We start from the raw sequence: 26,158 nt of genomic DNA, 5'->3' as shown, positions 1-26,158 counted from the left end.
TTATAAAATTCTCTAATCCTTCAAGAAGTTATACAAAAAAGGTAGATAATAATTTATCTACCTTTTTTGTATATATTATTTAACATTACAACTGTATTGCTTGTTATATGCAATTAAGACTAAAGAGCTTTAATAATACGTTCCATCGCCTTCATTTGCCCAATATGATCAGCTTCATGATAAAGCATCATACCGTAAAGCTCCCCTACTGTTTCCAATCCTAGGAATGGCTCTGGCAGTTTATTTTCAAATGCTTCTGCTGGAATTTCGTTAATACGTTTTGCTTGTTCTTTTAATTGAACCGTTAACACTTCTAACGATGGTCCTGCTGTTGTCCATTTAGATGGTCTTGATCCATATCCAAACATACCTGGATATTCCGTTGGTAATTGTTTGAATTCTTTTCCAAACATGAAAACTTCTGCTGCCGTTAACACATGACCGATATGCCAGCGAATTGTATTGTTAAAACCCTCTGGCTGCGTATCTGCAGTTTTATCATCTAGCGTCTCCATAAATGTAAGTAATGCACCGCGCGTTATTTCAAATTGTTTTAAGCCAACTAGTCTATTCATTTTATCGTTCCCCTTCTTCATGTACAATTTATTATGAACTAAGAATGTTCAACTTATTAAAGTTTCACCTTGTTTAATCTATCAGAAACAAATAAGAAATACATCTAATATGCTTATTAAAAATAATAAAAAGGTTCACTCCTCGTAAATATAGAATTACTTACTATGTTAATAAAAGAGGAGTGTACTTGCATGTTGCATATTTTAAAACAACAATATAATCTTATTAGCTCTACAAGAGAAACTCTATTTTCGTTTTTGGAAGAAATCCCAGTAGAAAAATTACATAGCACAGTTTCTAATTTCGGAAGCGGTAGCATTATAAAGACTCATATTCATGTAGCCGATTGCTATCGATACTGGCTTGGATCATTCGCATTCAAGCAAAAAAGAGCAGATTTTTCATTTGCTAGCGATTACGAAATTGAGCATGCAGATGTGGAAAAAGTTCGCGCTAGATTTAAGTTAGTAGATGAGACTGTACAACGTTTTTTAGATGAATACAATGACCGTTGGCTCGAAAATATAGCAAATGAAGTGAAATGGCAAAAAGAACCTTGGAGCACAACTCCGCTATGGCTTTTAACTCATACGGAGACGCATGAATTTCACCATAAAGGACAAATTGTATCTATGGCTCGTCACCTTGGATATACTCCTCCTGATACAGACCTTAGTTAATACATTCGTGTTCATTTAAAAGCGGAATGAGCAGCAAGAATAATAGTATGATCAAAAAACTCGTTGATACATTTTGTTGTGTATAAAACATTTATTATTTGTTTTAGGTATACCATGCCATTATAAAATTCATGTAACATCGAATTAAGATTCATATTTTTTATGTAACTCATTGAAGAAAGTTAAGTATTTATACATTCAATTACTAACTAAAGGAGAAAATTATAATGAGATTAGAGAGCGAGAGAATTTATTTAAGGCCTCTTTGTCAGCTAGATGCTCCTATTATATTACAAAGTACAATGGATGATGAAATAAGATATATGACTGGAACTAAGTCCACTTTTTCATTGGAGCAAATTACGAAACATATAGATCATATAAATAATGATTCAAGTCGCTATGATTTCGCTATTTGTTTACAAAGTACTGACAAGATGATTGGAGAGTTGTCGATTTTAGATATCGATGAGGAGAACAAAAGAACAGGATTCAGAATATCAATGCTTTCAATAGCATTAACAGGACAAGGCTATGGAACGGAAGCTATTAAAATAGTTTTAAGATTTGTTTTTGAACAACTATCATTAAATCGTTTACAGTTAGAAGTATTTAGCCATAATTTACGCGGAATTAAAGCTTATAAAAAAGTTGGTTTTGTAAAAGAAGGAACCTTACGTCAATCTTTATTTTATAACGATACATACTCAGATGAAATTATTATGGCCATACTTAAAAGCGATTATATAGAGAGACCTTTGTAAATGGATGCAGTTAATCTATTAAACAAATTTAAAGAACCTTACCACAATAAAATGCAGTAAGGCTCTTTCATTTTTATATCAAATAACAGCTCTTAAAACATGTATAATCGTATTAATACCAAATAGTCTCCGCATAATTATATGCATCACTATTCGGAATTGCATGTTTCCCTTGTGCTTGTGCCTTTCTTGGATCTAAATCATATACCATTGGTGTATAGCATGATGTTTGCCCTTTATTTACAACACCATTTCCTCCAGCACTTCCGCAAGTGTATGCCTTTCCATCTGTTTTTCTAACAATCCTTGCATCAGCTTCATTATTATAAACTGCCAGGCGAGTTACAGTAACTTTTGCCCACGCTGTTTTACACGTCGTGCTAAATTTTAATTCCACATAAGAATTTGAATCAATCCACTTCTTTTCTTTCGTTACTGCAGATTGATCACAGCTGTTATAATAAGGACTTTTCCCATCATATGAATGGTCTTCTGCGTATGCTTTATCGCTATTAGTCGTGCTAAACATACTAGTTACAACGAGTAAAGATAGCAATAAACATGCACTCGTCTTTTTTAAAAGTTTCATATCATTTCACTCCTTTATTAATAACGTGCTGTTTTCCCGTAACCGTTATTAAACGTAACTGCTTCAGCATCTGCTGTGTATCCGAAATCAGCAGTCAAATCAAATACCATTCCTGTATAAGTGCTCGTTTGACCTGTTTTTATTGTGCCGTTCCCCTGATTAGAAGTAACTGATTTTTGGAATACACCATTTTTGTATTTATTCACAACAGCGTACGCGTACACTCCTCCCGAAACAGCTGGTGCTGGTTGATCTAAAACAAACTTAGCCCATGCTGCATGACATTTATTACTGTAACGTAAATACACTGTCCCTACTTTTTTACTACCTTCATATACAGCTGTAGATTTTGCATTAAATCCATCTGCATCACACGTCGTACTTCCCCCGTATACTTTCGTTGTTGCTGGATTTTTCCCGTCATAATAACTGCTTAAATCAGTAGCTGCAAATGTACTTCCTTGGAAACTAAATAATACCCCTACACTCGCTGCACTTAACACACATACTTTCATTAGCTTTTTAAACATTGTAAATCTCCTCCCTCAAAATAAGTACGTTTATCTATCCCCTATGTACGCCCCTCCTTTCATGCTGCCTAGAGGCATCTTACAGAAACGAATAAAAGTTGTAAATTCCCTTACGATTATTGGAATATACAAAGAAATTTACTTATCCTTTTAAGAAAAAAAGTTGAGAAATACACATTTGAAGACATCCTTTATTTCAAACATAAAAGAACCGATACTTGTTACATGCAAGCATCAGTTCTTTATAAAAAATTGCCATTTTTTCTTTTTATAAAATAAATATTTCTCCACTTAATCCGTTGTAAAGAACTCCCTCGTTACATCAATAAATTGCTGCAGTGGCACTGTCATCCATTTGTCTTTATGCCAAGCGATTTGCGTATAAATCGGAGAGATTGTATTTTCTAAATGTAACTCTTTTATCGTCCCCTCTCGTATATCTTTTTCTACTACTATTGCTGGTAAAACGGCTATGCCTAAATCTGCAATAACACATTGTTTAATTGCTTCAACACTAACAAACTCAATTTTATTTGCTGGATATACATCTTCCCAGCGAAATAGCTCTTCAAATAAAGTCCGATACGAGCAGCCTAATTCTGTTAGTAACAGTGTTTCACTCTCTAAATCTTTTATAGAAGCAGTAGTCTGTTCAAGTAAACGATGTGTAGGAGCAGCTACTACTTTTAATTCTTCTTTCATAAGCGGTTCCACATGTAAAACATCTTCTGTTTTACACTCATCCAAAATAAATGCAAGATCTACTTTTCCCTCCATCAATTGTTCCTTCGCATCTTTATTGGAATGTGCTGGTTTAAATATAAGTTTTATTTTTGGGAATTGTATTTTAAACCTCTTTAATATAGAAGGCAGTCTGTATGTACATTGACTTTCTTGTGCACCAATTATTAACGTACCTGCTATTTCTTCATCATCTTTCACAGCCATTTTCGCTTCGTTACTGAGTGCAATCATCTTGTCGGCATATAGTTGAAACTTCCTACCTGCTTCAGTTAAGAAAAGACGTTTTCCTAATCTTTCAAATAAAGGTGTACCAAGCTCAGCTTCTAACGTTTTAATTTGCGCTGTCACGCTCGATTGAGCAAAGTTTAATTTCTTCGCAGTTTGTGTAAAGTTCAAAGTATGTGCCGCTACTTTAAATGTAATTAACTGTTTTATTTCCATTTATCATCCCTCTTTTCAATCGATATTTCCGATTGATTCCATCGAAATAATCCTCTTTGTCTATTGATAGTTGTATTGTATGATAAAGAACATCTATAAACAATATAAATGGAGGTATTCCATATGAAAGCACTTTGTTTCGAAACATTCGGAGACGCTAATGTTCTACACTATAAAGAAATACACGATCCAATCATAAGTCCAAATGAAATTCTTGTCCGCACGAAAGCAATCGGATTAAACTTCGCTGATATTTATAGACGCCGCGGCGATTATCATCTTGCTGGCAATCCGCCTTATGTATTAGGTTATGAAGGAGCTGGAATTGTTGAAAAAGTAGGAGCTGACGTTACTACTATCAACCTAGGAGACCGTATTGCATTTGCGGACGTCCCATTTGCAAATGCAGAACTAGTTGCCGTTCCATCTGAAAAAGTAATCCCACTTCCAGATTCTATTTCTTTTGAAACAGCCGCTTCTGTCTTATTACAAGGATTAACTGCACATTATTTAACGCACGATAGCTATCAACTAAAACAAGGTGATATAGCTTTAGTACACGCTGCAGCTGGTGGCGTCGGTCAACTTCTTATTCAAATGATTAAACTACAGGGCGGAACAGTAATTGGTCTTACATCATCAAAAGAAAAAGCAAAGATAGCTACATTAGCTGGTGCCGATCACGTATTTTTATATACCGAAGCATGGCATATGAAAGTACTTGAAATGACTAATGGAACTGGAGTAAATGTTGTGTATGAATCAGTAGGTTCTACATTAGGGGAAAGTTTTAACGCTACTAAAATTGGCGGTACTGTCGTATTTTACGGAATGGCTGGTGGTAATCCTGCGCCAGTTGATCCGCGTATGCTTATGGATACTTCAAAAACTTTAACTGGTGGAGACCTTTGGAACGTGCTTACTACTTTTGAAGAACGTAAAAAACGATCTACTCAATTATTCGATTGGATCGCAACTGGAAAATTAAACATTTCAAATCCTACTACATTCTCTTTACAAGACGGTGCTCTTGCTCATGAATTATTAGAGAGCCGTAAAAGCACAGGGAAGATTTTATTAATCCCATAATTCACAAAATGAAAAGGAAGCTAGATTTCTCTACCTTCCTTTTCTTATTTCTATTTGAGATTTAATTATATTTCCACACTTTCTTTCCCTTTTGCAACATAACTCATATCTCCAACCGACTCGACTGTATATGTTCCATCTTGGTATACAATCTTCGTCACACTAGCATTTTCCACCCCAAGTTTTGTTTTGCTACTGTCTAACATTTCTATTAAGGTAGTAATCAAAAGCCCATGAACGACAACTAAAACGTTACCGCCACCATTTCCAGCAGCTTCTTCACTAATTTTATCTATCTCAGCTTTTATGCGAGTAGAAAATAATTCCCAATCTTCCGCCTGTTTTGTAGGATCTGCTACTCTAATAAGATTAATCACTTCTTGAATAGAAAACTTCATAAGTTCTTCTGGTGATGCAACGCCTGCAGCTTTTCCAACCACATCCCACATATTCTCAAGTTTTTCACCTTCAAAAATACCGAAATTTAATTCTCGCAAATCTTTTCTTTGCTCAAGTTTTAATTTTGATTGCTCACTATATTTTAATACTAAATTAGCAGTTTCAATTGCGCGGCCGCTATCACTACTATATGCATTCATAAAATGAATATCTTTTAATCCTGTTCCTAAATTTGTGGCAACTTCAACACCTTTTTCTACTAATGGAGAATCAGCCCAACCTTGCGCGCGATGATTCGTATTTAATATTGTTTTACCGTGTCTTGTAACATATAACGTAACTGCATTCTCATTGCTATCTGTTTCTCGCTTATTCATTTCATTCTCTCCCTTTACGTTTCTATATCAATTTTACCACCTCAATTATTCATTGAGCAAAATATACGTCAGTAGATCCGCTTAATAAAAAAAGCTATCTTTCTGTATATCCATACAAAAAGATAGCATCTTTTATGATTACATTTCTTAACCGGTACTCCTACTCAGCAAAAGCACTCGAATATTGTACAATTCCTTCTACACCTCGAAGAGCATTTTCTGTTAATTCCATTATCATAAATACCTCTTCAGGCACTTCAAACGGTGCTTTTACATTCCACTCACTTGCTTTCTTAAAACCAAATTTCGGGTAGTACTCTGGATGTCCTAATACTACAACTGATCCGTATCCAAGTTCTTTCGCTTTTTCTAAAGCAGCCGTGATCAGTTTTCCGCCAATGCCTTTCTTCTGATGGCCCCTAGCAACTGAAACTGGTGCAAGCGCTAACGATTCTACAGAAGTTCCATCTTGTTCTATTGTAATTTTCGATAACATAATGTGACCAACTATATCTTCATCTACCGCAACAATTGATAACTCCGGAACAAACGCGTCACATTCTCTAATACGTTTTACAAGTTCATGTTCTGTTTTATCACTAAATTCTTCCTTTAAAAATGCTTCTTTTATGACTTCTTCTGTTTTTCTATAATCATTTTTTTGTTCTTGTCTAATCGTTACCATTTTAACTTATCCTCTATTCTTTCTTATTTCTTTTTGAATTTTACGCAGTGCTTTTTTCGATCCGCGCTCAATATCGTGTTGCATTTTTCTTTCTTTATAATCAACAAATAGTGTATTTAAATCGTATCCTTCTGGATATAACTCCTTCGCTGCTACTTCTAAAGTAATACGTTTTACATTTACTTCAATGAATTCACCGTTATAATATACAACAACGTTATAAAAATTATCTTTTTCCTTATAGATGATACCAAAATCATCATGATCCAATAAATTAACACGATCGCCGATTTTGTACTCATAATGAGATTCTCTTTTTTCTTGTACAAATTTCGGTTTTCTAATTTTACTTTCATTCACTTTTTCTAAAGCGTACTCTTTATTTCCCATATACTCTTTCGCTCTTTTCAGTACATGTTCTTTTACGCTCATTTTATTCGCAATCCAAAGTGCATTACTTTCTCCTGATTTTCCGATAACTAATTTATAAAGCGGCTCTAGCGTTTCACTATTAAACTGCATCGCTGCATTCATAAAGTCATCATGCATTTCTGAGAATCGTTTAATTTCTCCGTAATGCGTACTCGCAACGGTAATACATCCCGCAAAGTACAACTCTTCTAAAATAGAAATTGCAAGTGCTGCACCTTCATTTGGTTCTGTACCGCTCCCTATTTCATCAAATAAAAGTAACGTATTATTATTTGACATCCTCATAATCTCAGAAAGATTTTTCATATGAGACGAAAATGTACTTAGTGCATTTTCAATACTTTGATTATCACCAATATCTACGAATACATTTTCGAAAATAGCGATTTCTGTACCTTTATCTCCTGCAATATGAAGACCTGACATTGTAGCTAATGTTAACAATCCAATCGTTTTTAACACAATTGTCTTTCCGCCCGCATTCGGCCCTGTAATAATTAAACTACGATACTCTTGACCAATTTTAAAATGTAACGGTACAACTTGCCCTGTTAAAAGCGGATGCTTACAATTCACTAAATGAATGTAGCCATGATCGTTTAACTTCGGTTCTATTCCATCAATCGATTTACTAAACTTCGCTTTCGCAAATACCATATCATACTGACTAATTAGCTCCATGTTAATCTTTATACTATAAATGTTTTCTAACACCATTCCTGATAAAGTCGCTAAAATCTGATACTCTTCAACCGCTTCATCTGCTTTCAAACCTGCTAATTCTGCATTCAATTTCGTAACCGTATGCGGTTCTATAAATACAGTAGAACCTTTTGCCGAGGCTTCAATAATACTTCCAGCAACTTGATTTTTATAGGAAGATTTAATTGGAATCGTATAACGGTCATCCTTTTTACTAATAAAGAATTCCTGAATGAATTTCTTATTTGCACTACTATTTAAAAACTTCGTTAAACGTTCTTTTATTTTCCCATCTACAGAATCGATATTATTTCGAATTCGTTTTAACTCTTTACTTGCAGCTACATCAATACTATTTCCTTTAATTGAAAAGTTAATTTCCTCTTCAATACTTTTATATTCAGTCATTGAATTTGCATAAGAAGCTAATACTGGTGCAAAAAATTCTTTATCTAACATAAACTTTTTAATCTTTCTACACCCACGTAAAAAGTCTGAAACACTTACTAATTCTTCTGGATCTAAAATCATTCCTTTTTCTAATTTTTGAATTGTACTAGCAATATTAGAAATGCCGAAGAAAGGAACATGCCCTTCTGCATCTAATATAGCTCGTGCTTCTGTCGTTTCATTCAAGCGATTTCTCACTACTTTTATACTCGTACTCGGCTCTAATTTGTTTACTAATTCCTTACCTAATCCACTTACACAATAAGATTTCACTATATCCTTTAATTCGTTATATTGTAACTTTTCAAAAGTCATCGTATTCATTTTGTTTCTCCTCACTATGATTGATTTTTATCATAAATGAAGATACCTACTCATTAGATTCCAATGAGCTCTACATTATTTAATTACCATTTTTATACATTAAAAATATATACAAAAAAGCTGCGGGGATACCGCAGCTTTTACATTTACAAGGCATGTGTAATAACGTATGAGGAAATAAGCCATAAAAATAGATGGCAGTCCCTTATTACACGCTTTATAAAGTATTGTAGGTATCTTCATAGGTTTTGAAATAAATGCATGACAAAATTAGGGGTATGATGTACATAAAAATCCCCTGGTCTTATCCGATTTATTTCATTAAATTTTTCCTATTTAATACCTACCGCACTCACAAAAAGCACCTCTCATTAATTTATATTATAGTCATTGAAATCTAATTTATTGAAATCATCATACTATATGTTACGTGAGAAGTAAAGGTGTCATACTTTAGTAGTACGTAACTATAAATTTCAATATTGCTTAAATTAGGTCTATATTCGCTGAAGAGAAATTATAAGAAGCGCCTCCGCTATTGCGAATGTCATTTACTTCCCCAAATACATTTAATAATTATGACAAGCAATGATAGGAGGTTTACTATATGAATGAAGAGTATAGTATTTTACACGGACCTGCTCTGGAACCAAATTTAATCGGTCCCACACTACCATCAATTCCACCATTTACATTCCCCACCGGACCTACTGGAATCACAGGACCTACCGGCGCGACAGGTTTTACCGGAATTGGAATAACTGGTCCTACCGGGGTTACAGGTCCTACCGGAATCGGAATAACTGGTCCTACTGGGGTTACAGGTCCTACCGGAATCGGAATAACTGGTCCTACTGGGGTTACAGGTCCTACCGGAATCGGAATAACTGGTCCTACTGGCGCAACCGGTTTAGGGATTCTTCCCATATTTGGAACAATAACTTCTGAAGTAGGAATCGGTTTTTCAGCAGTAGTTAATACAAATATTAATTTTACCATTCCAGGACCTGCTAGTGGAACTACCCTAAATCCATTAAATAATTCTATTACAATTGATACCACTGGCGTGTACTCTGTATCCTTTTCAATTGTATTTGTAATACAAGCTATATCGTCTAGTATATTAAATCTTACAATAAACGATTCCATTCAATTCGCAATTGAAACGCGAGTTGGTGGTGCTTCTGGGGTGAGAGCTACATCCGCCAGAACTGATTTACTACCTTTAAATCAAGGGGATGTTCTTCGAGTACGAATAAGAGAAGCCACGGGTGACATTATATACTCCAATGCCTCTCTTGTTGTTATAAAGGTCGACTAGCTCTTTTATTACAATAAAGATTTATGAAAAATAAAGTGAAACTTTAATAAGCCCTCACCAATCGGGCTTCCCACAAATAGCGGGATAAATATGCACAATATAAAAAGAAGAGGAAAACTTATATTTCAGTCTACCTCTTCTTTTTCATCACCAAATTATTGTTGAACATATATGGAAACTGATCCTCCACTTACTTGGAACTGCCCCCATCCGTCCTTATTAATTGTTACAGTATTTGTTTGATTACCCGTAATATCGTACCATACTTCCCCTGCGTTATTCTTTCCAACATCCATCCACTTCGCCCCTCCTGGTCCATCAGAGATTAATGTTGCTAAACCAGAATTAGCATGTACACTATCACCTTCTCTTGTCCAGCCAATCACATCCGGATGATCAAAATAATCACGCTGCGTACCATATGCAAAGTTTTTTCGTGCCGTCAAAATCGGATCAATTTTGTCCTTTAACGCTGGAATTTCATAGTTACTATTTCCTTTTGTACCATAGTAATCACCATAGAAAACAGAAGGATACCCCTCTGCACGCGTTAAAATAAATGCATATGCCAGCGGTTTGAACCAAGGGCTCACTACAGATTCCAATGACTGACCAGGCTGTGAATCATGATTTTCAACTAGAGTAACCGCAAGTGTAGGATGATTCGCAACTACCGTTCCTTTTAAAATATTTCTCATATCATAATTTCCATTTCCTGTTGAAGCATAATGAAAATTATAATGAAGTGGTGCATCGAACACAGATTGATTATAATTAACCTTCGCTAAATAATTATTTAAAGTCTGGATATCATTTTGCCAATATTCAGCTACTGTAAACATTTCTTTCCCTGTTTGCTGTCTAACATGATTTACCCAATCGCGCAAATATTCATGATCAATATGTTTAACAGCATCTAAACGAAAACCATCTAAATTTAATTCATTCGCATACCACGTTCCCCATTTTTTCATTTCATTCGCAACATCTGGATGATCAAAATCAAGATCCGCATACATCAAATAATCATAATTCCCATTCTCGCTAGACACTTCCCAGTCCCATGCTTTACCTATGCCCCTAAATTTATAAATTCGGTTTAATTTCCTTCCTTCATCCCAATCCGTTCCGTCAAAATGATACCATTTCCATTTGAAATTAGAATAAGAATCTCCACGTCCTGGAAAGTTAAATCCCGTCCACGCACTAATTTCATAATCACCTGATACTTCAACATTTCGATTGCTCGGGTCTACCTCAACTGCTGTTACAGTTTCTGTATAATCAGCCCCACCTTTATGATTCATAACTACATCACCGTATACATCGATGTTTTTCTTATGTAAAGCGTCAATTGCAGATTTCAATTGTGCTTTCGTCCCATATTTCGTCCGCACTGTGCCCTTTTGATTGAATTCCCCCAGATCATATAAATCATATGCTCCATATCCTACGTCATTTTGCGTAGTTCCTTTATATGCAGGTGGTATCCAAACAGATGTAATTCCTTTTTCCGCTAAATTTTCAACATCAGTACGCAAACGATTCCAATGATTCCCATCATTCGGAGCATACCACTCAAAATACTGCATTAACGTTCCATTGTTAACTGTGTCTGCATATGCCTTACTCCCCTCATATATACTAGGTAAAAACATAACAACTGACAATCCGACTATTGTTATTCTTTTAAACATCTGTACACCATCCCCTTCCAAGAAAGCGTTTGCATAGTTTATCAGAATTATTATAATATTCGTCCCACCGTTAGTAAAGTAGCAATCTCTCACTCTCCCATATTATTTTTAATCTAATTTCAAATATTCAACGTAGTTTTAATTTCACATCCTATTCAAGATTGTTTACAATTTACCTATAAAAGCATAACGGAGGGATTTCGATGACAGACTTTCAAAAACAATTTTTCGCACGATTACATATAGAAGAAAAAGACACAGTTTCATTTGAAGATTTATCTAACATTATGTACGCAATGGCACAAACTGTTCCTTTTGAAAACTTAAATATTCTCGAAAAGAATTTTAAAGAAATATCAAAAGAAAATTTGAAAGAGAAAATTTTAGTAAATAACCGTGGCGGTCTTTGTTATGAACTCAATCCTACTATGTATTACTTCCTGAAAGATTCTGGATTCGATGTTCATCTCGTTTCAGGAACAGTTTATAACGCTGCAAACTCCATATGGGCTGTTGATTCTGGCCATATCGCAACCGTTTTAACACATCATAATGAACTTTATTTAATTGAAGTAGGATTCGGATCATACTTACCTCTTGCCCCTGTCCCTTTCTCAGGTGAAGTCATTCACTCTGCTACAGGAGATTATCGTATTCGTAAAGAAATGACCGAAAAGGGAAACTACATTTTAGAGATGCGGAAAAACAATGAGTTCTTGGATCAATCTGCTGCTGATGATTGGACGTTAGGCTATGCATTTTATATAGAAGAAGTGGATGAAGAAAAAGCAAATACAGCACAAAAAATTATCGTTGAACATGAAGGATCACCCTTTAATAAAGTACCTCTTATTGTAAAACTAACTGAAGATGGGCATGCCTCTTTAACGAAAGATAGCCTTACAGTAGCGAAAAATGGTAAAAAAACGAAAGAAACCGTTACAGACATGCAATTTACAAACCTTTTACATTCAAAATTTGGAATTACACTATAAGTATGTAAGCCTTGTTATTTTAGCAAGGCTTTTCAATTTTCAGCAGGGATTTTTTGCAATTTGTTGTATTTCATAGTTATATAGAAATATAACTACATGTTTAGAAAGGAAATGATTATGACAGAACTTAAAGATCGATTACAAGTAGCTGATATAGAAAAATGGGATTTAACAGACATTTACCATACAATTGAAGATTGGGAAAGTGATTTTCATAAAATTGAAGTATTAACGAAGGAATTACACGAGTTTAATGGCAATATTCACGATGGCAATAGTTTATTAGCTTATTTAACGAAGAGTGAAGAAATTTCTAGCATAATATCTTTAATGTTCGCTTATGCACGATTACAATCTGACCTTGATACACGCGATACTGACGCGCAATCTCTTGTCGATAAAGTATCACAATTACACGTGAAAGTAAGTGCAGCTAAATCTTTCTTTTCCCCCTTCTTACTTAGCATAGACGAAAGCACATTACATTCTTACATAGAAGAAACAGAAGGCTTACAATATTATAAAGAAGACTTATTTGAATTATATCGTTATAAAAAACACGTATTGAATAAGGACCAAGAAGCAATTTTATCACAGATGGGTGAAGCTCTTTCTTCTCCACAGCACACATTTGGTATGTTAAACAATGCAGATATATTATTTGGTGAAGTGACGACTGACGATGGAGAAAAAGTGAACTTAACACGCGGAATGTATGCAAAGTTAATAGAAGATACGAATCGTGAAAAGCGTAAAGAAGCTTATAAAGCATATTACAAACCATATGTTCAGTTAAAGAATTCCATCGCATCTACTTTATCCGCTGCTATTAAAAATAATGTTACTGTTTCGAAGCTAAGAAACTATCCATCAGCGCTAGAGAAATCATTATTTGGCGATATGGTTCCGAAAGAAGTATATGAAAACCTAATTGATACAACGAAAAAAAACATTCAAACATTACATACATACAATGAAATTCGAAAAGAAAAATTAAACGTAGATGAACTAAGACAATACGACTTAGGCGTCGATTTAGTAGAAGGTGCAAAACAAGACATTCCATATAGTGAAGCATTTGACATTATGATTGCATCACTAGCTCCTTTAGGAGAAGAATATATTGAAACATTAAAAAGTTTTAAAGATAAACGATATATAGACGTAAGGGAAACACCAGGAAAACGTTCTGGTGCTTATAACTTTGGTGTATATGGTGTTCACCCTTTCATTCTTTTAAATCATCACGATGATTTAAACAGCCTGTTCACTCTTACTCATGAATGCGGACACGGTATGCATACGCACTATTCACATGGATACCAACCAAGAATTTCTGCACATTATTCTATCTTTGTCGCAGAAGTCGCTTCAACAGTAAATGAAGTGTTATTAATTCACTATTTATTAAAAGAAGCAAAAGAAACGAACGTACGTAACCATTTAGTTAACCATTTTATTGAGAAATTTAAAGGCACTTTCTTTACACAAATCATGTTTGCAGAATTTGAAAAAATCACACATGAAATGGCTGAACAAGGTAAACCATTAAATGCACAAGCATTCAGTGAAATTTATGAAAAGCTATTTAAAGAATATAACGGTGATTCACTTGTATTTGATGAAGAAGTAAAATACGGATGGGCTAGAATCCCTCATTTCTACCGCCCGTTTTACGTATACAAATATGCAACTGGATTCGCATCTGCCATTCAAATCGCTGATAAACTATTAAGCGGTGATCCGAATGCTCAGAAAAATTATATTGAATTCCTTAAAGGTGGAAGTTCAGACTACCCATTAAACTTATTGAAAAAAGCTGGCGTCGATTTAACAACGCCAGAACCGATTGAAAGTGCATTGAAACAATTCACTCAACTTGTTGAGGAGTTTTCAACATTATAAAAAGCATGCAGAGTATATGCTCTGCATGCTTTTTATTTGAATTACTCTATTCTATATGCTGCTGCGTCACACAATGAATCATACCACCGTATGCATACAATTCGTTAACATATATACCGACAATTCTTCTCCCTGGAAATTGACCTTCAATGATTTGAAGCCCTAATTTATCATGTTCATCACCGTATATAGGTACCAATACAACTTCATTACCAATGTAAAAATTTAAGTACGATCCTTTACAATCTGCTTCTTTTACCAATTTTCTTGTTACTGGTACTGGAATGAGCTGAAATGGCTTGCCATCTATATTTCTTGCTTGTCGCAATTCTTGATAATGCTTTTCGTACGCCTCCAAAAGATATGACTCTCCTTCACCGAAAGGATCATATTCATACAATATCGTATTTTCATTTACAAACCGTGCCGCACCATCAATATGATAATCTGTATCTTCATCATAATTATCCTCTCCGCGTATACCAGTTATCCATATAAAATTCGTTACTCCTAAATATTTTGTTAACTCCATTTCAATTTCTTTCTGACTTAGTGTAGGATTTCGATTTTCATTTATAATAGACGTTTCCGCCGCCATTAAGGTCCCGTTTCCGTTTATCTCAATTCCCCCGCCCTCTAGACAGACACTAGATTCAACTTTTGGAATGCGATACATTTCACTTATTTTATTCGGAATATTAGCGTCGTTTTCGTACGGATATTTATCTCCCCAACCATTAAATATCCAGTGCGTTAGATAGCGGTTCCCTTCTTTATCTTTTACAAAGATTGGTCCGTTATCTCTTATCCAAATATCATCAGTTTCTTGAATTAAGAAATCAATTTTATTCATATTCACGTTAGCTTCCATTAACTTCGATTGGACATGTATTTTTTCTTCTTCATCACATACAACAATATGGACATTTTCTCCATAGTGAAGCTCCTTTGCCATCGATATCCAAATATCATCTAACTTAGCTCTGTAACCTTCACCCCTATGTGTTTTATCATGTGGCCATTGGAGCCATGTACCTTCATGTTTCTCCCATTCCGCAGGCATATAAAACAAACTATTTTCTATATTTCTCATACGTGTTCACCCCTTATATGAATGTACGTACAGTCTATACTTTGACATCGTGTTAAGGTCAACAGGAATATCTTCATTTACTTGTAGCAGCTTTATAAGGTGACTCTTTATTTCGCCTTTTTATTATGATAAATTGCTTTCGTACATAGAATAAGGATTGACATAATGTTAATGTCAATCCTTATTCTCATTCTATTTTCGTAACTAAAAAACAAATTTGTGTCACATACTCTTCTGCTAAACAATCACATTCAGGTCCCTTTATATAAACCTCATATGGCGAATTAATTATCACATACCCATTTCTTTCAATCCATTCTTCTAACGCTATATAAGCGTAACCTATATAGTCGTAACTTCCATAATGCATAGTAGTAACGATATGATGTGGACTTAGTTGTTTCATTTCATACTCTTGTGCTACGTCTTCATCATTCCCCTGCATAACCGGGATTCTTAATTCAATATCACTGTTACTTGGAATATATTCTTCATCATAAAAGACTGCAGATGGTGAACCGACTATTTGAAAATTATTTTTTTGTACCTCTTCATATAAGTCATAAAAATAATCATCCATATCATCTATATCTATTTTTACTCTTTGAGTAATTATCGTTACTTCATTCCTCATTCCCATTAATATATCGTAATTTCTATGACGAGCAATATTTAGACTACTATTCACCTTTACCATTTCATTCATTTCTGAAATAACCTGTAAATTTTGCTTCACTTCATGAGACAACTCGATAATTTGTGATTGTATATGTTGAACAAACGAATCTTGATCTGATGACTGCAAAACAATTTTAATTTTTGGAAGAGGAAATTTATACTCCCTTAACTTTTTGATTTTCAACGCTACTTCCAGCTGCTCTTGTTCATAATACCTATACCCATTAACCGGATTCACATATGCCGGTTTTAATATCTCCTCTTTGTCATAATGTCTTAACATCCGCGTACTCATTTTACAAATCCGAGAAAACTCAGCGATGGTATACATATCAATACTCCTTGAATAGATTTTCTTTTCATTACTTATTTATTAAAACCAATCAAAAATCTTCTTCATTGAAAAATCTTCATTCTGATTTTTTAATCCTCTCATTTTTGAAGGTAACAAATGGCTTGGACAATACCACGTTAAACAATTCATTGCGCCTCCCATTGTTGATATTTCTCCTACATGAATTTGAATAACTTGCTTCTCCGTATACTGTTGAATATATCGTAAAACTTCCTCATCTTTAGCTAGTCCAAACTTAGGAACATAAAGAGCATCACATGATTCTAACATATTTATATACAACCCTTTTGCTGATGCTATCTCTTGATCATATTGTCCTTTCTCTGTATATGATGAAGGAACAACTATAAATTCAGCTTCTGGCATTTGTTCTTGAATAATCTCTTGAACACTATATCTAAATTCATGATCCCCTAAAAAATCACTAATAAACATTGTATGTTCATCAATAAATTTAACCATTCCGTCTGCGTGTGCTAGTACATCCCCTTCTTCAGCAGGAATAATAATAACTCGGCTCACATCTAAATCCCATTCTAACTGCTCAATAATTTCCTCTTCTGTCCAATCATCGTTATCATCAAATATACGTTCTGTTAATATTACGGTATCTTTTTTATTCCAAATAAGATTACCACCATCTAATATTAATGGGGATTTCACATATTCAAAGTCATTCTTTTTCAACCATTTATTAAACTGTTGATCTAAATATCGCCCTTGATCATCTGGCAAATAATTTGGTCGATATTTAAATTTAACTAGATGATTTGTGACAACCGGTGCAACATCTCTTAGCCAAATATCATCATACTCAAAACAGCTCGTATGAAAGTCTTGTTCTTCAACAGATAAAGATATAAGTTGATCCGCAATTGATTTCTTTTCATTTAAACATTCATTAAAGTAAATCAAGTCTTCATAAAATGGTTGATAATATTCATTCGATTCGTCTGGTATTGCAGTAAAAATAATCCCATTATGTTTTTGTTCCATATTATTTACCTCGCTTTTTAATAGTAGTTACATAACTGATTTCACAAAGCCAACCATTCCTCAATTCATTTCTCTTTTCATTACAACTCATGAACCGCGTATATTTCATGAATGGATTATAGCATGGAGAAATATTATATATTTATATAAAAAATATAAAGCTGACGTTAAGCCTTAAATTGACTCTTGACAAGTTTTTTAAATAACCTATTTTAAAACAACAATAAATGATTAAATGATTTTTTTATCAAGATTCAAACCCATTACTTCTAATAGATCGTTTTGATTATATAAATTCACTAAATGCGTTTCTACTCCTATACAAATTCCTTCTAGCGGAAGATCATTTGGATCCTGACCAAAGGAATCTTCAATTTCAACCCCTATTGCTTCAATACCTATGAATGCAAAACTTATAAATGTAAACTATTTTGATTATTGTAATGAATCATATTTACAAAAACCTCTTTCTCTATTAGTCTTTTATTCTTTTAAATCATGAAAGTATACAATTAAATAATAGAATCATAAACCCTATCATTATGAGGCTGGTTAAGATTATTTCTTTCAATACTGTTACTCCTTTTTTCAAAAAGATAAAATATCTTATTTAATTCAACAACAAATGTCCACTACTCTAAATCACGACGCATCATTTTAGAATTCGCAATGAATAACGCACTAATTAATACAAAGATTGCACAGGCATATAACAATAAATCTAACGGACTATCGTGATCTATAATAATAAGACGAACAATAGCTGTTATACCTATATATATAAAATATCGTAATGGAAAATGAAAATTCATTTGAAAATACTTTATAATCATTACGATGAATTCGAAGTACAGAAAGAATACGACGATACTATCAATTAAATGATAACTAGATTCATTACCATCCAATTTCAGTTCTTGCATAAACTGAATGACTTCTTTCATAAGAAACACACTTAGAACAACCCCTAAGCAAATTAAAGCTACATTTAAAATGTACTGTAAAACGATAGGGAAATACGCAAACACTATTTTAAAATTCTTTAACACAAACATTTTTCTCCTTTACCATATAAAACGAAAAGCGAACATACACTACAATTCAATTATCATCATATTTAAATTTTATTTTTACAAATAATAAGGAACGACAAAATAGGTAAAGATAAGATTTCACCTATTTTGTCTATATAGCAGCACAACGAAATTACAATTAATTACTTCAATGCAATTGGTTGTTGTTGTGTCACACAATGAATCATACCGCCGTTTTTATACAACTCTCTCACATCAATACCGACTACTTTACGATCTGGGTATAACTTCTGAATCGTATCGTTTGCGATTTTATCATTCGGATCATTATAATTAGGCACTAATACAACTGTATTCCCAATATAATAATTGATATACGATCCCTTATAATCGAGAGTTTTTCCATTCTCTAAAGCAACTTTTTCTTTACTAAGCGGCAAGTATTCATACTTATATTTCTGTCCTGAAGCATTTTTGGCATCTAACAATGTATCCATATCTTTATTGGATAAACCCCATTCAGCTAGGTCATCTTCTTTCATCGTTACAATGGTAGATTTATTATGGAATTTAGCAAATCCATCAATATGAAAGTCCGTAATATCTAAATTAGGTACTCCGTCTAACCAAATAAAGTTTGATACCCCAAGATCACTTATATATTTTTCAATTTCCTTTTCTGATAAATCAGGATTTCTATTTTTATTCGTTACCGCACTTCGAGTTAATAACGCAGTCCCATTGCTGTCTAATTCAATTGCGCCGCCTTCAAGGACAAATTTCCCCCAATCAATTCTTTCAATTCCTGATTGTTTACTCACATTCTTACGTATTTGAGCATCATTTTTATAAGGTGTTTTCTTCCCCCAACCATTAAATGCTGGATCTAATATTTTGAGATTTTTATTGCTGTCATAAACAAAAATTGGTCCACTGTCCCTTGCCCACACATCATCAGTAGGCGCGATAAAGAAATCAATCTTCTCCATATTTAACCCTTCATCTGTTAAAAGGTTATTGATTCTTTCTTTTTCTTCCTGGTCATATGCAACAATGTGGACTTTCTCACCCTCAGTTAAAGCACTTGCCATCTTAACCCAAATAGGTTCAACTTCCTGCTTATACTCTTCACCATATGTGTATTCATGTGGCCATTGTAGCCATGTACCTTCATGTTTATCTTTTTCATCTGGCATCGTATATTTCCCAGCATTTTTCTGTACCTCTACTTTTTCTCCTTCTTTCCCTTTAACATTTTCATTGTTATTCTCAAAAGAGCATCCACTAATAATCGTTGTAGATAATGTAGCTATTAAACAAAACTTCATTGCTTTTTTCATTTTTTCAACCTCCTGTTCTTGTCTCCAATAATATAAAGCTTCACATAGTGTGAAGCTCAAGTTTTTTATCAATGTAAAAATTACCAATTTTTCTTTGCATTACTTAGCATTTAACTACCTATTTAGATTTATTCATATGTCAATCACCTTTCTTACCTATTTATCCCGCTATTTGTGGGCAGTAAGACCCTCACCTCAAAATTCAGCGGAAGCAAAAAAGTTAGGTGGGGCCCTGCTGTCCGTAAAAGCCCGATTGATGAGGGCTTCTACTCAGTGGGGATGAACAAAGCCCCTCCACTGAATAAAGTTTCACTTTATTCAGTAAGTAAAACTTTACAAAATAAAAAATCGGTATTGATAATTACATATCAATACCGATTTTTTATAATTATTTTCCTTCTATTAAATCATTCGCCATTTTCCTAAATTCTTGATTAAATGCGTCATTCATACCATTTTGGACGTTAGAAAATAATATGACAAATGTTCGTTTATCCCAGTTAAAATTATTAAATGTGTTCCAGCCAGCTAATACACCGTGGTTATGATAATAATCTGGGTAAATATAAAAACTAAATCCATATTTTCTTGCAGGTGATGCAGAAAACATATCTGATATACTCTGTTTAGAAAGTAGTTTACCATCCATAATAGCTTCATCTAACTTTTTCATATCTTCAACAGTCGTATACATTTCACCACAACCATACAGCCAGTTCATTTTTAAGCGAGGCGTGGCTATTAACTTATTATCTTTTTTCGTATACCCTTCTGCTAAGAAAATATCTTCTGGGAGTGTTGCGCCCATTCCAGATTCATGCATTCCAACAGGAGTCAAAATATTTTCTTTCACATATTCAGCAAGTGGTTTATTCGATATTTTTTCTACAATATATGCAAGCACCATATAATTATAATCTGTATATTTCCATCCTGTCCCTGCTGGAAATTGTAACGTTTGTGCCCCAATCCACGTTACTAATTTTAACCGTGATGCTGCGTCAACACTACCTTGTCCCTGTTCTGGTAATCCAGACGTATGTGTTAACAAGTTTCGTAACGTAATATTTTTATCTGCTGGAAACGATGGGATATATTTATTTACATTGTCTTCAATGTTCAACTTCCCTTTTTCTTTTAGTTGCATAATAGATATTGCAACAACTGTTTTCGTAATAGAGCCAATGCGATATTTCGTTCTTGGCGTTGTTAATACTTGATCTTTCACATTCGCATAACCGTAGCCTTTTCGTAAAATGACATGACCTTTACTTGCTACAAGAACACTCCCATTAAATCCTTTATCTTTTAAGTACTGATCTAGTTTTCCAGCTGCAATTTCATAACGCTTTTTCTCATTCGCATCAATTTCCTGCTTAACATCTTTTTGCTTACTATTTACATTAGAAAATGCCTTTGCATCATATTTTTTTTCTTTATTTGCATGTATTAGTGTAACAACACTTCCACAAAAAACAGCAAAAATAAAGAAAATGATTAACCATTTCTTTAACATACTAGGAACCCTCTTTTATCTAGTTTCACTTAACGTATATCCATTCTATTTTATATCTTTTAATTATCAAGTATATTATAATATTATTTAATATTCACTCTGTTAAAACTAGATTCCTTTTTCTCATTTTCAATTTTGACTACTCTCTATTGTATTTCTTTCTTGCAAAATTTCCAACATACAATCGGATGCATTACACTATAATTTCAAATTCTTTTGTAACATTTGTTACATACTAAAAAGAATGGAGATGTAATATGAAAAACACCGATAAACGCAATCGTTTAGATGATAAGATGTTTCATTATCGGATAACAAAAAACAACATGGCATTAATTGAATATTACGGAAAACAGATTATGGTATTAAAAGGAAATGATGCTGAAAAATTTTTAAATAAAATAAATCATGCAAATAACGATAAAGAAAAACAGCTAATTATGGCTAAAATTACAGGTAATTTCAAAAGAGGTAATGAACGAAATTGAAAACGAATCTCATTTACATTTTGATTATACAACAAATAAAAAAGAAATGTCGCTCATTCAACATTTCTTTAGACTTTCTTCATAAAAAATTTACATTGCTAACATTCCTTCATTTTCTATCCTTCCTATATAAGCTAACCGCTGAAATAGTTAGTAATACAACTATGCATAACCACGCATACGTATATCCCTTCTTATCTACAATATAACCAAATAAAGCAGGCGCAGCAATAATGGCAATTTGATTTAATGTAAGTGCAAAACTCACTGTCATCCCTACCGATTCTTCACTTGCTGATTCCGCAACTTCAGTTATGAAAAGGCTAAACCATCCAATTGCAAAGAACCCTAACAATGCACTTACACCATACAATACATTCGTTATTGTATGTATGCTCATTACTAATATTAGAATGAAGAAAATAGAAATACAAACAGTTATAAATAAGAGGTTACGCCTATTCCCCTTATAAAATAAATCACTAGTAGCTGCTAATATAACCCTACCAACCATTCCAGAAAAGAACATAACGGAAAATACTTTTCCAGCTAAAATTGGCGTGATTGATTGTTCCAATACTAAAAATTTTATAAAGTGCGCAACTAACACCATTTGCAATGAAATCATACAAATGCCAGTTATATAAATTGCATATAACTCTTTTTTACACATCACTTCTTTTAACTGCATCCAAAAAGAAAGTTTACTACGTTCTTGTTTAACTTTCTCTTGAATATATGGTTCCTTATAAAATATAAAAAATAAAAACCCTCCAATTATACAAATACATGCAATACTATTTACCGCATAGGCCATATTATATTTTATTGTAAGAAACGGGATCAATACTCCCGCTAATGTACCACCAATCGGTATACCGGCTTGTCTAATCCCCATCGCTAACCCGCGATTTTCTTTTGAGAACCACTTCATTATCACCTTACTTCCTCCTGGCTGCGAAACACTATAAAACGTTCCTACTAATAAAAGTACAAAGAGTAACCCATTAAATCCATTGACCATATTAGTCAGTAAAAACGAACCTCCTAGTAAAAATGAACTTATCGAAATTAACAACTTTTCATTGTATTGATCAAGTAGCCGCCCGACAAAAAGCATACAAAATAGCGGTCCTATATTTACAACACTTACTAACAATCCAATCTCCGTATTCGTAAGTGCATATTCTTCTTTCCAAAATAAAGCAAACGCTCCAACACCATACGTTATAAGTGTCGCTGTTGTTTGAGCAACCGTCGCAAAAATTAACATAACCCACTTATAAGTACTATTCACCCTTTCTTCCATTAACACAATAATCCCTCCATCCCCTTCCATTGTATGAAAGTTCTGATATCATATAAAATAAAGATTTATCATGTAATTCATCAAAAAAAATGATACCTTTTCTGGAGGGATGATACTTGGATATAAAAGATTTAACTGTATTTTACGAAGTTGCGAAAGAAAAAAACATATCTCACGCAGCTAAAAATTTAAACTATGTACAGTCTGGCGTAACAATGCGTATGAAACAACTAGAAAACGAATTAGGTGTGCCTTTATTTTACCGAAACGGAAAAGGTGTAACTTTAACTTCTAACGGTGAGATTTTATTAACATACGCCAAACAAATTATCTACTTAATGGATCAATCTGTTAAAGCAGTTCAAAGTAATGGGATCGAACCAAGAGGCACTTTAAAAATTGGATGTACAGAATCTACAACCGCTGTAAGACTTCCATCTATATTAACGGCCTATTATGAGAAATACTCAAAAGTCGAATTGATTTTAGAATCAAATACGACGGAACAATTGATTAGGCTTGTACTAGAACGAAAACTGGACGGAGCGTTTATAGCTGGCTCTACTCAGCATGCTGAACTTCATACAAATATATTTCGTGAAGAAGAATTAGTTCTCATTAGCAAAAAGCCTTTATCTTCCTTTAAAGACATAGGAGACATGAATTTACTTGCATTTAGTCATGGTTGCTATTATAGAAATTTATTAGAAGATTGGCTTCAAGAAGAAGGAATTTCACCTAAGCGAGTATTAGAGTTTGGAACAATTGAAGCGATTCTCGCATGTGTAAAATCAGGTATAGGCATAGCAATTATGATGAAGTCTATTTTAAATGGTCATCAACATGACATATCATTCAACCCTTTACCAAATAGCTTCAAAAAAGTTCCTACTACTTTTATTACTAGAAAAGATATATATCACTCTGCTGCATTACAAAAATTTATGGAGATGACTCGCAATGCGTGAAAAGAAAATACGTGGTATGAAACGAAAAACAAACACTATGATAAAGCGAATTGAGGAACATACAAAAACATTCCCTTCTACTTTCTATAACGATGAATATTGGAATATGCTATTGCCAGTTTCGCAAGCTTTTATTGCCTCTCGTAAAACACCTAGAAAAGTAAAACGATTATGTATTCAAACCTTATTAAATCAAGCAAATCATTTAATAAATATGAAACCGAGCGATACACATACATATCGAGTTGTTGTTTTGATTCCTATAAATAATTTGTGGGATTCGCAAATCATTACATTTAAAAATGAGGACTACTTTCATAATTTCTTTAATAGAAATAGTGAATTTCAAAAATGGATTCTTCTTTCAAATGAAATTGATTTTTGGGAGACATGGGAAATTTCAGTTTGTCATACCTTCAAAACGCTTCACTTTCAAGAAATTATTTATGATGTAGATGAATGCTATGAAAAAGAGATTCTGTTTATCGGAGAGTTAAATTAAAAAGGGTATACCTAAAACACTGGTATACCCTTTTCCACTTATTTTTCCTTCAATACACTATGTAATCGATCCGGATAATTTGTAAACATTCCTGTAACACCCCATTTGATTAACAGTCTCATATCTGGTTTCTCATTAATTGTATAAGGGTGAATTAATAGTCCATTTTTCCTAGCCATTTTCATATATGACTCATCAATAATTAGTTCTCCGTTATCATTACGTAAGTTTGGTCCAATACCAGCTGCATACTTTTTAATTTCTTGAAAATCATCATTTGTTACACTTTTCGGTTCATGTGTAATGCCAGACCATTCAACAATTTCATTGTTTTCATTTGGATAATACCAAAGCAATTGAACTAACGGAATATTTTCATTCATACTATGAATCTTTTTCAAACTATCTTTACTAAATGATTGAATCATAACACGGCTAGAAGACATGTTTTGGCCTACTAAATTATATTTTTGTAACAACGCCAACAATTTCTCTTCCATTCCTGGATACACATCTGGTGATTTTGTTTCAATATAATACTTCATACTTCTTCCATACTTTTGGAAGATTTCTTCAAGAGTTGGAACCTTTTGCCCAACATACTCTTGCTTAGCCTTTTCTGGATACGCTTTATTAAACCATGATCCAGCATCTAAACTCTTTATTTCGCTTAACGTTTTATCGCGTACTTCGCCTGTTCCATTTGTAGTGCGATCAACTGCTGTATCATGCATTGCAATTAATTGGCCATCCTTTGTTAATTGAATATCTAACTCTAAATAATCCGCTTTCATTTTTTTCACTAAATCATAAGAAGCAAAAGTATGCTCAGGTGCATGTCCACTTGCTCCGCGATGTGCAATATTTAAAAACTTATTCGTATTCCATTCATGCTTTCCTTCTGCTTTCGCATGAACAGCTCCCCCAGCAAAGATGCTCCCCGTCATAAAGAAAATAACTAAAACGCTAATAATCTTTCTCATCCTTCTAACCCTTCCTACGTTGCAAATTTCAACAAGCTAATGAGATTTACACGAAATAGAAGACACACTTTCAATATTTTTATAAACCTATATTAAAATTCCAATCTTACAAATAGTTTTCTATATTATTAATATAGAAAACTATTATTATCCTATTTAATTTCTATAGCCCTCCTTTTCACATGTAACTCCCTAT

The 26,158-nt window shown here is 33.5% G+C and carries 25 protein-coding genes and 1 pseudogene; 9 read left to right on the top strand and 17 right to left on the bottom strand.

Annotated elements, in window-relative coordinates; genetic code table 11:
* Positions 1-119: 119 nt before the first annotated feature.
* Complete coding sequence (locus tag ACTFSL_RS10730) at positions 120-596, bottom strand: DinB family protein (RefSeq protein ID WP_440041700.1); 477 nt, start codon at positions 594-596, stop codon at positions 120-122.
* Between the two features lie 171 nt (positions 597-767).
* Between ACTFSL_RS10730 and ACTFSL_RS10725 the strand changes: the two genes are divergently transcribed.
* Positions 768-1,256: a DinB family protein gene (locus ACTFSL_RS10725; protein WP_000902408.1), complete on the top strand. Its 489-nt coding sequence runs from the start codon at positions 768-770 to the stop codon at positions 1,254-1,256.
* A gap of 227 nt (positions 1,257-1,483) precedes the next feature.
* The gene (locus ACTFSL_RS10720) at positions 1,484-2,020 is read left to right on the top strand and encodes a GNAT family N-acetyltransferase (protein WP_440041698.1); all 537 of its coding nucleotides are present in this window, start codon (positions 1,484-1,486) and stop codon (positions 2,018-2,020) included.
* Between the two features lie 112 nt (positions 2,021-2,132).
* Here the strand turns inward: ACTFSL_RS10720 and ACTFSL_RS10715 are convergent, their stop codons facing one another.
* The 3 genes from ACTFSL_RS10715 to ACTFSL_RS10705 all read right to left on the bottom strand — a co-directional run bounded on the left by ACTFSL_RS10715 (position 2,133) and on the right by ACTFSL_RS10705 (position 4,324).
* Positions 2,133-2,609: a DUF2690 domain-containing protein gene (locus ACTFSL_RS10715; protein WP_000771162.1), complete on the bottom strand. Its 477-nt coding sequence runs from the start codon at positions 2,607-2,609 to the stop codon at positions 2,133-2,135.
* Between the two features lie 17 nt (positions 2,610-2,626).
* Complete coding sequence (locus ACTFSL_RS10710) at positions 2,627-3,139, bottom strand: YjfA family protein (RefSeq protein WP_000473741.1); 513 nt, start codon at positions 3,137-3,139, stop codon at positions 2,627-2,629.
* A gap of 291 nt (positions 3,140-3,430) precedes the next feature.
* Positions 3,431-4,324, bottom strand: a complete 894-nt coding sequence (locus ACTFSL_RS10705; RefSeq protein WP_000403897.1) for a LysR family transcriptional regulator — start codon at positions 4,322-4,324, stop codon at positions 3,431-3,433.
* A 123-nt stretch (positions 4,325-4,447) separates the two neighbouring features.
* Between ACTFSL_RS10705 and ACTFSL_RS10700 the strand changes: the two genes are divergently transcribed.
* Positions 4,448-5,413 carry a quinone oxidoreductase family protein gene (locus ACTFSL_RS10700; protein WP_000645267.1) on the top strand — a complete coding sequence of 322 codons (966 nt, stop codon included), beginning with the start codon at positions 4,448-4,450 and terminating at the stop codon, positions 5,411-5,413.
* A gap of 65 nt (positions 5,414-5,478) precedes the next feature.
* Here the strand turns inward: ACTFSL_RS10700 and ACTFSL_RS10695 are convergent, their stop codons facing one another.
* The 3 genes from ACTFSL_RS10695 to ACTFSL_RS10685 all read right to left on the bottom strand — a co-directional run bounded on the left by ACTFSL_RS10695 (position 5,479) and on the right by ACTFSL_RS10685 (position 8,782).
* Positions 5,479-6,189, bottom strand: coding sequence for a histidine phosphatase family protein (locus tag ACTFSL_RS10695; RefSeq protein WP_001042044.1), 711 nt, complete (start codon positions 6,187-6,189; stop codon positions 5,479-5,481).
* Positions 6,190-6,349: 160 nt separating this feature from the next.
* Positions 6,350-6,874: a GNAT family N-acetyltransferase gene (locus ACTFSL_RS10690; RefSeq protein WP_440041696.1), complete on the bottom strand. Its 525-nt coding sequence runs from the start codon at positions 6,872-6,874 to the stop codon at positions 6,350-6,352.
* A gap of 6 nt (positions 6,875-6,880) precedes the next feature.
* Positions 6,881-8,782: an endonuclease MutS2 gene (locus tag ACTFSL_RS10685; protein WP_440041695.1), complete on the bottom strand. Its 1,902-nt coding sequence runs from the start codon at positions 8,780-8,782 to the stop codon at positions 6,881-6,883.
* Positions 8,783-9,389: 607 nt separating this feature from the next.
* On the opposite strand from ACTFSL_RS10685, the gene ACTFSL_RS10680 reads away from it, so the two are divergent.
* Entirely contained in the window at positions 9,390-10,103 is a 714-nt protein-coding gene (locus ACTFSL_RS10680) for an exosporium leader peptide-containing protein (RefSeq protein WP_065382278.1), read from the top strand.
* A 155-nt stretch (positions 10,104-10,258) separates the two neighbouring features.
* On the opposite strand, the gene amyS is transcribed toward ACTFSL_RS10680, so the two are convergent.
* Positions 10,259-11,800 (bottom strand): alpha-amylase, encoded by a 1,542-nt coding sequence (amyS, locus tag ACTFSL_RS10675; RefSeq protein WP_000476408.1) that lies wholly within the window; start codon positions 11,798-11,800, stop codon positions 10,259-10,261.
* A gap of 203 nt (positions 11,801-12,003) precedes the next feature.
* On the opposite strand from amyS, the gene ACTFSL_RS10670 reads away from it, so the two are divergent.
* Both ACTFSL_RS10670 and pepF read left to right on the top strand, forming a co-directional pair.
* Positions 12,004-12,795 carry an arylamine N-acetyltransferase family protein gene (locus ACTFSL_RS10670; RefSeq protein ID WP_440041692.1) on the top strand — a complete coding sequence of 264 codons (792 nt, stop codon included), beginning with the start codon at positions 12,004-12,006 and terminating at the stop codon, positions 12,793-12,795.
* Positions 12,796-12,912: 117 nt separating this feature from the next.
* Positions 12,913-14,700 (top strand): oligoendopeptidase F, encoded by a 1,788-nt coding sequence (pepF, locus tag ACTFSL_RS10665; protein WP_440041691.1) that lies wholly within the window; start codon positions 12,913-12,915, stop codon positions 14,698-14,700.
* 46 nt (positions 14,701-14,746) lie between these two features.
* On the opposite strand, the gene ACTFSL_RS10660 is transcribed toward pepF, so the two are convergent.
* The 7 genes and pseudogenes from ACTFSL_RS10660 to ACTFSL_RS10630 all read right to left on the bottom strand — a co-directional run bounded on the left by ACTFSL_RS10660 (position 14,747) and on the right by ACTFSL_RS10630 (position 21,712).
* Positions 14,747-15,793, bottom strand: a complete 1,047-nt coding sequence (locus ACTFSL_RS10660) for an agmatine deiminase family protein (RefSeq protein WP_440041689.1) — start codon at positions 15,791-15,793, stop codon at positions 14,747-14,749.
* Positions 15,794-15,980: 187 nt separating this feature from the next.
* Complete coding sequence (locus tag ACTFSL_RS10655; RefSeq protein WP_000287978.1) at positions 15,981-16,802, bottom strand: MerR family transcriptional regulator; 822 nt, start codon at positions 16,800-16,802, stop codon at positions 15,981-15,983.
* A 42-nt stretch (positions 16,803-16,844) separates the two neighbouring features.
* A complete protein-coding gene (locus ACTFSL_RS10650) occupies positions 16,845-17,822 on the bottom strand; it encodes an agmatine deiminase family protein (RefSeq protein WP_098583929.1) in 978 nt (325 codons plus the stop codon).
* Positions 17,823-18,053: 231 nt separating this feature from the next.
* Positions 18,054-18,245 (bottom strand): annotated as a pseudogene (locus ACTFSL_RS10645) (bestrophin family ion channel); the annotation flags it as partial.
* Between the two features lie 209 nt (positions 18,246-18,454).
* Positions 18,455-18,871 carry a phosphate-starvation-inducible protein PsiE gene (psiE, locus tag ACTFSL_RS10640; RefSeq protein ID WP_440041688.1) on the bottom strand — a complete coding sequence of 139 codons (417 nt, stop codon included), beginning with the start codon at positions 18,869-18,871 and terminating at the stop codon, positions 18,455-18,457.
* Positions 18,872-19,038: 167 nt separating this feature from the next.
* Positions 19,039-20,196 (bottom strand): agmatine deiminase family protein, encoded by a 1,158-nt coding sequence (locus tag ACTFSL_RS10635; RefSeq protein ID WP_440041686.1) that lies wholly within the window; start codon positions 20,194-20,196, stop codon positions 19,039-19,041.
* Positions 20,197-20,584: 388 nt separating this feature from the next.
* Complete coding sequence (locus ACTFSL_RS10630; RefSeq protein ID WP_440041685.1) at positions 20,585-21,712, bottom strand: serine hydrolase domain-containing protein; 1,128 nt, start codon at positions 21,710-21,712, stop codon at positions 20,585-20,587.
* Between the two features lie 257 nt (positions 21,713-21,969).
* Here ACTFSL_RS10630 and ACTFSL_RS10625 point away from each other — a divergent pair, with 257 nt between their 5' ends.
* Positions 21,970-22,200: a hypothetical protein gene (locus ACTFSL_RS10625; protein ID WP_098584620.1), complete on the top strand. Its 231-nt coding sequence runs from the start codon at positions 21,970-21,972 to the stop codon at positions 22,198-22,200.
* Between the two features lie 109 nt (positions 22,201-22,309).
* Here ACTFSL_RS10625 and ACTFSL_RS10620 read toward each other — a convergent pair whose 3' ends face one another.
* Entirely contained in the window at positions 22,310-23,539 is a 1,230-nt protein-coding gene (locus tag ACTFSL_RS10620; RefSeq protein ID WP_002026160.1) for an MFS transporter, read from the bottom strand.
* An 86-nt stretch (positions 23,540-23,625) separates the two neighbouring features.
* Between ACTFSL_RS10620 and ACTFSL_RS10615 the strand changes: the two genes are divergently transcribed.
* Both ACTFSL_RS10615 and ACTFSL_RS10610 read left to right on the top strand, forming a co-directional pair.
* Entirely contained in the window at positions 23,626-24,477 is an 852-nt protein-coding gene (locus ACTFSL_RS10615) for a LysR family transcriptional regulator (RefSeq protein ID WP_440041683.1), read from the top strand.
* Positions 24,470-24,979, top strand: coding sequence for a DUF3916 domain-containing protein (locus tag ACTFSL_RS10610; RefSeq protein ID WP_074554901.1), 510 nt, complete (start codon positions 24,470-24,472; stop codon positions 24,977-24,979). The genes ACTFSL_RS10615 and ACTFSL_RS10610 overlap by 8 nt, the downstream gene beginning before the upstream one ends.
* 38 nt (positions 24,980-25,017) lie before the next feature.
* Here ACTFSL_RS10610 and ACTFSL_RS10605 read toward each other — a convergent pair whose 3' ends face one another.
* The gene (locus ACTFSL_RS10605) at positions 25,018-25,962 is read right to left on the bottom strand and encodes a glycerophosphodiester phosphodiesterase (protein WP_001226341.1); all 945 of its coding nucleotides are present in this window, start codon (positions 25,960-25,962) and stop codon (positions 25,018-25,020) included.
* Between the last annotated feature and the right edge of the window lie 196 nt (positions 25,963-26,158).

Source organism: Bacillus cereus group sp. MYBK108-1 (assembly GCF_051917185.1).
Classification (GTDB): Bacteria; Bacillota; Bacilli; order Bacillales; family Bacillaceae_G; genus Bacillus_A; species Bacillus_A cereus.
Note: the sequence above shows the minus strand (reverse complement) of the source record. Positions and strands in the feature narration are given on the sequence as shown.

Coding starts and splice junctions, on each gene's coding strand:
- ACTFSL_RS10730 (WP_440041700.1), bottom strand. CDS start 596: ATGAAGAAGGGGAACGATAAAATGAATAGACTAGTTGGCTTAAAACAA.
- ACTFSL_RS10725 (WP_000902408.1), top strand. CDS start 768: ATGTTGCATATTTTAAAACAACAATATAATCTTATTAGCTCTACAAGA.
- ACTFSL_RS10720 (WP_440041698.1), top strand. CDS start 1,484: ATGAGATTAGAGAGCGAGAGAATTTATTTAAGGCCTCTTTGTCAGCTA.
- ACTFSL_RS10715 (WP_000771162.1), bottom strand. CDS start 2,609: ATGAAACTTTTAAAAAAGACGAGTGCATGTTTATTGCTATCTTTACTC.
- ACTFSL_RS10710 (WP_000473741.1), bottom strand. CDS start 3,139: ATGTTTAAAAAGCTAATGAAAGTATGTGTGTTAAGTGCAGCGAGTGTA.
- ACTFSL_RS10705 (WP_000403897.1), bottom strand. CDS start 4,324: ATGGAAATAAAACAGTTAATTACATTTAAAGTAGCGGCACATACTTTG.
- ACTFSL_RS10700 (WP_000645267.1), top strand. CDS start 4,448: ATGAAAGCACTTTGTTTCGAAACATTCGGAGACGCTAATGTTCTACAC.
- ACTFSL_RS10695 (WP_001042044.1), bottom strand. CDS start 6,189: ATGAATAAGCGAGAAACAGATAGCAATGAGAATGCAGTTACGTTATAT.
- ACTFSL_RS10690 (WP_440041696.1), bottom strand. CDS start 6,874: ATGGTAACGATTAGACAAGAACAAAAAAATGATTATAGAAAAACAGAA.
- ACTFSL_RS10685 (WP_440041695.1), bottom strand. CDS start 8,782: ATGAATACGATGACTTTTGAAAAGTTACAATATAACGAATTAAAGGAT.
- ACTFSL_RS10680 (WP_065382278.1), top strand. CDS start 9,390: ATGAATGAAGAGTATAGTATTTTACACGGACCTGCTCTGGAACCAAAT.
- amyS (WP_000476408.1), bottom strand. CDS start 11,800: ATGTTTAAAAGAATAACAATAGTCGGATTGTCAGTTGTTATGTTTTTA.
- ACTFSL_RS10670 (WP_440041692.1), top strand. CDS start 12,004: ATGACAGACTTTCAAAAACAATTTTTCGCACGATTACATATAGAAGAA.
- pepF (WP_440041691.1), top strand. CDS start 12,913: ATGACAGAACTTAAAGATCGATTACAAGTAGCTGATATAGAAAAATGG.
- ACTFSL_RS10660 (WP_440041689.1), bottom strand. CDS start 15,793: ATGAGAAATATAGAAAATAGTTTGTTTTATATGCCTGCGGAATGGGAG.
- ACTFSL_RS10655 (WP_000287978.1), bottom strand. CDS start 16,802: ATGTATACCATCGCTGAGTTTTCTCGGATTTGTAAAATGAGTACGCGG.
- ACTFSL_RS10650 (WP_098583929.1), bottom strand. CDS start 17,822: ATGGAACAAAAACATAATGGGATTATTTTTACTGCAATACCAGACGAA.
- ACTFSL_RS10635 (WP_440041686.1), bottom strand. CDS start 20,196: ATGAAAAAAGCAATGAAGTTTTGTTTAATAGCTACATTATCTACAACG.
- ACTFSL_RS10630 (WP_440041685.1), bottom strand. CDS start 21,712: ATGTTAAAGAAATGGTTAATCATTTTCTTTATTTTTGCTGTTTTTTGT.
- ACTFSL_RS10625 (WP_098584620.1), top strand. CDS start 21,970: ATGAAAAACACCGATAAACGCAATCGTTTAGATGATAAGATGTTTCAT.
- ACTFSL_RS10620 (WP_002026160.1), bottom strand. CDS start 23,539: ATGGAAGGGGATGGAGGGATTATTGTGTTAATGGAAGAAAGGGTGAAT.
- ACTFSL_RS10610 (WP_074554901.1), top strand. CDS start 24,470: ATGCGTGAAAAGAAAATACGTGGTATGAAACGAAAAACAAACACTATG.
- ACTFSL_RS10605 (WP_001226341.1), bottom strand. CDS start 25,962: ATGAGAAAGATTATTAGCGTTTTAGTTATTTTCTTTATGACGGGGAGC.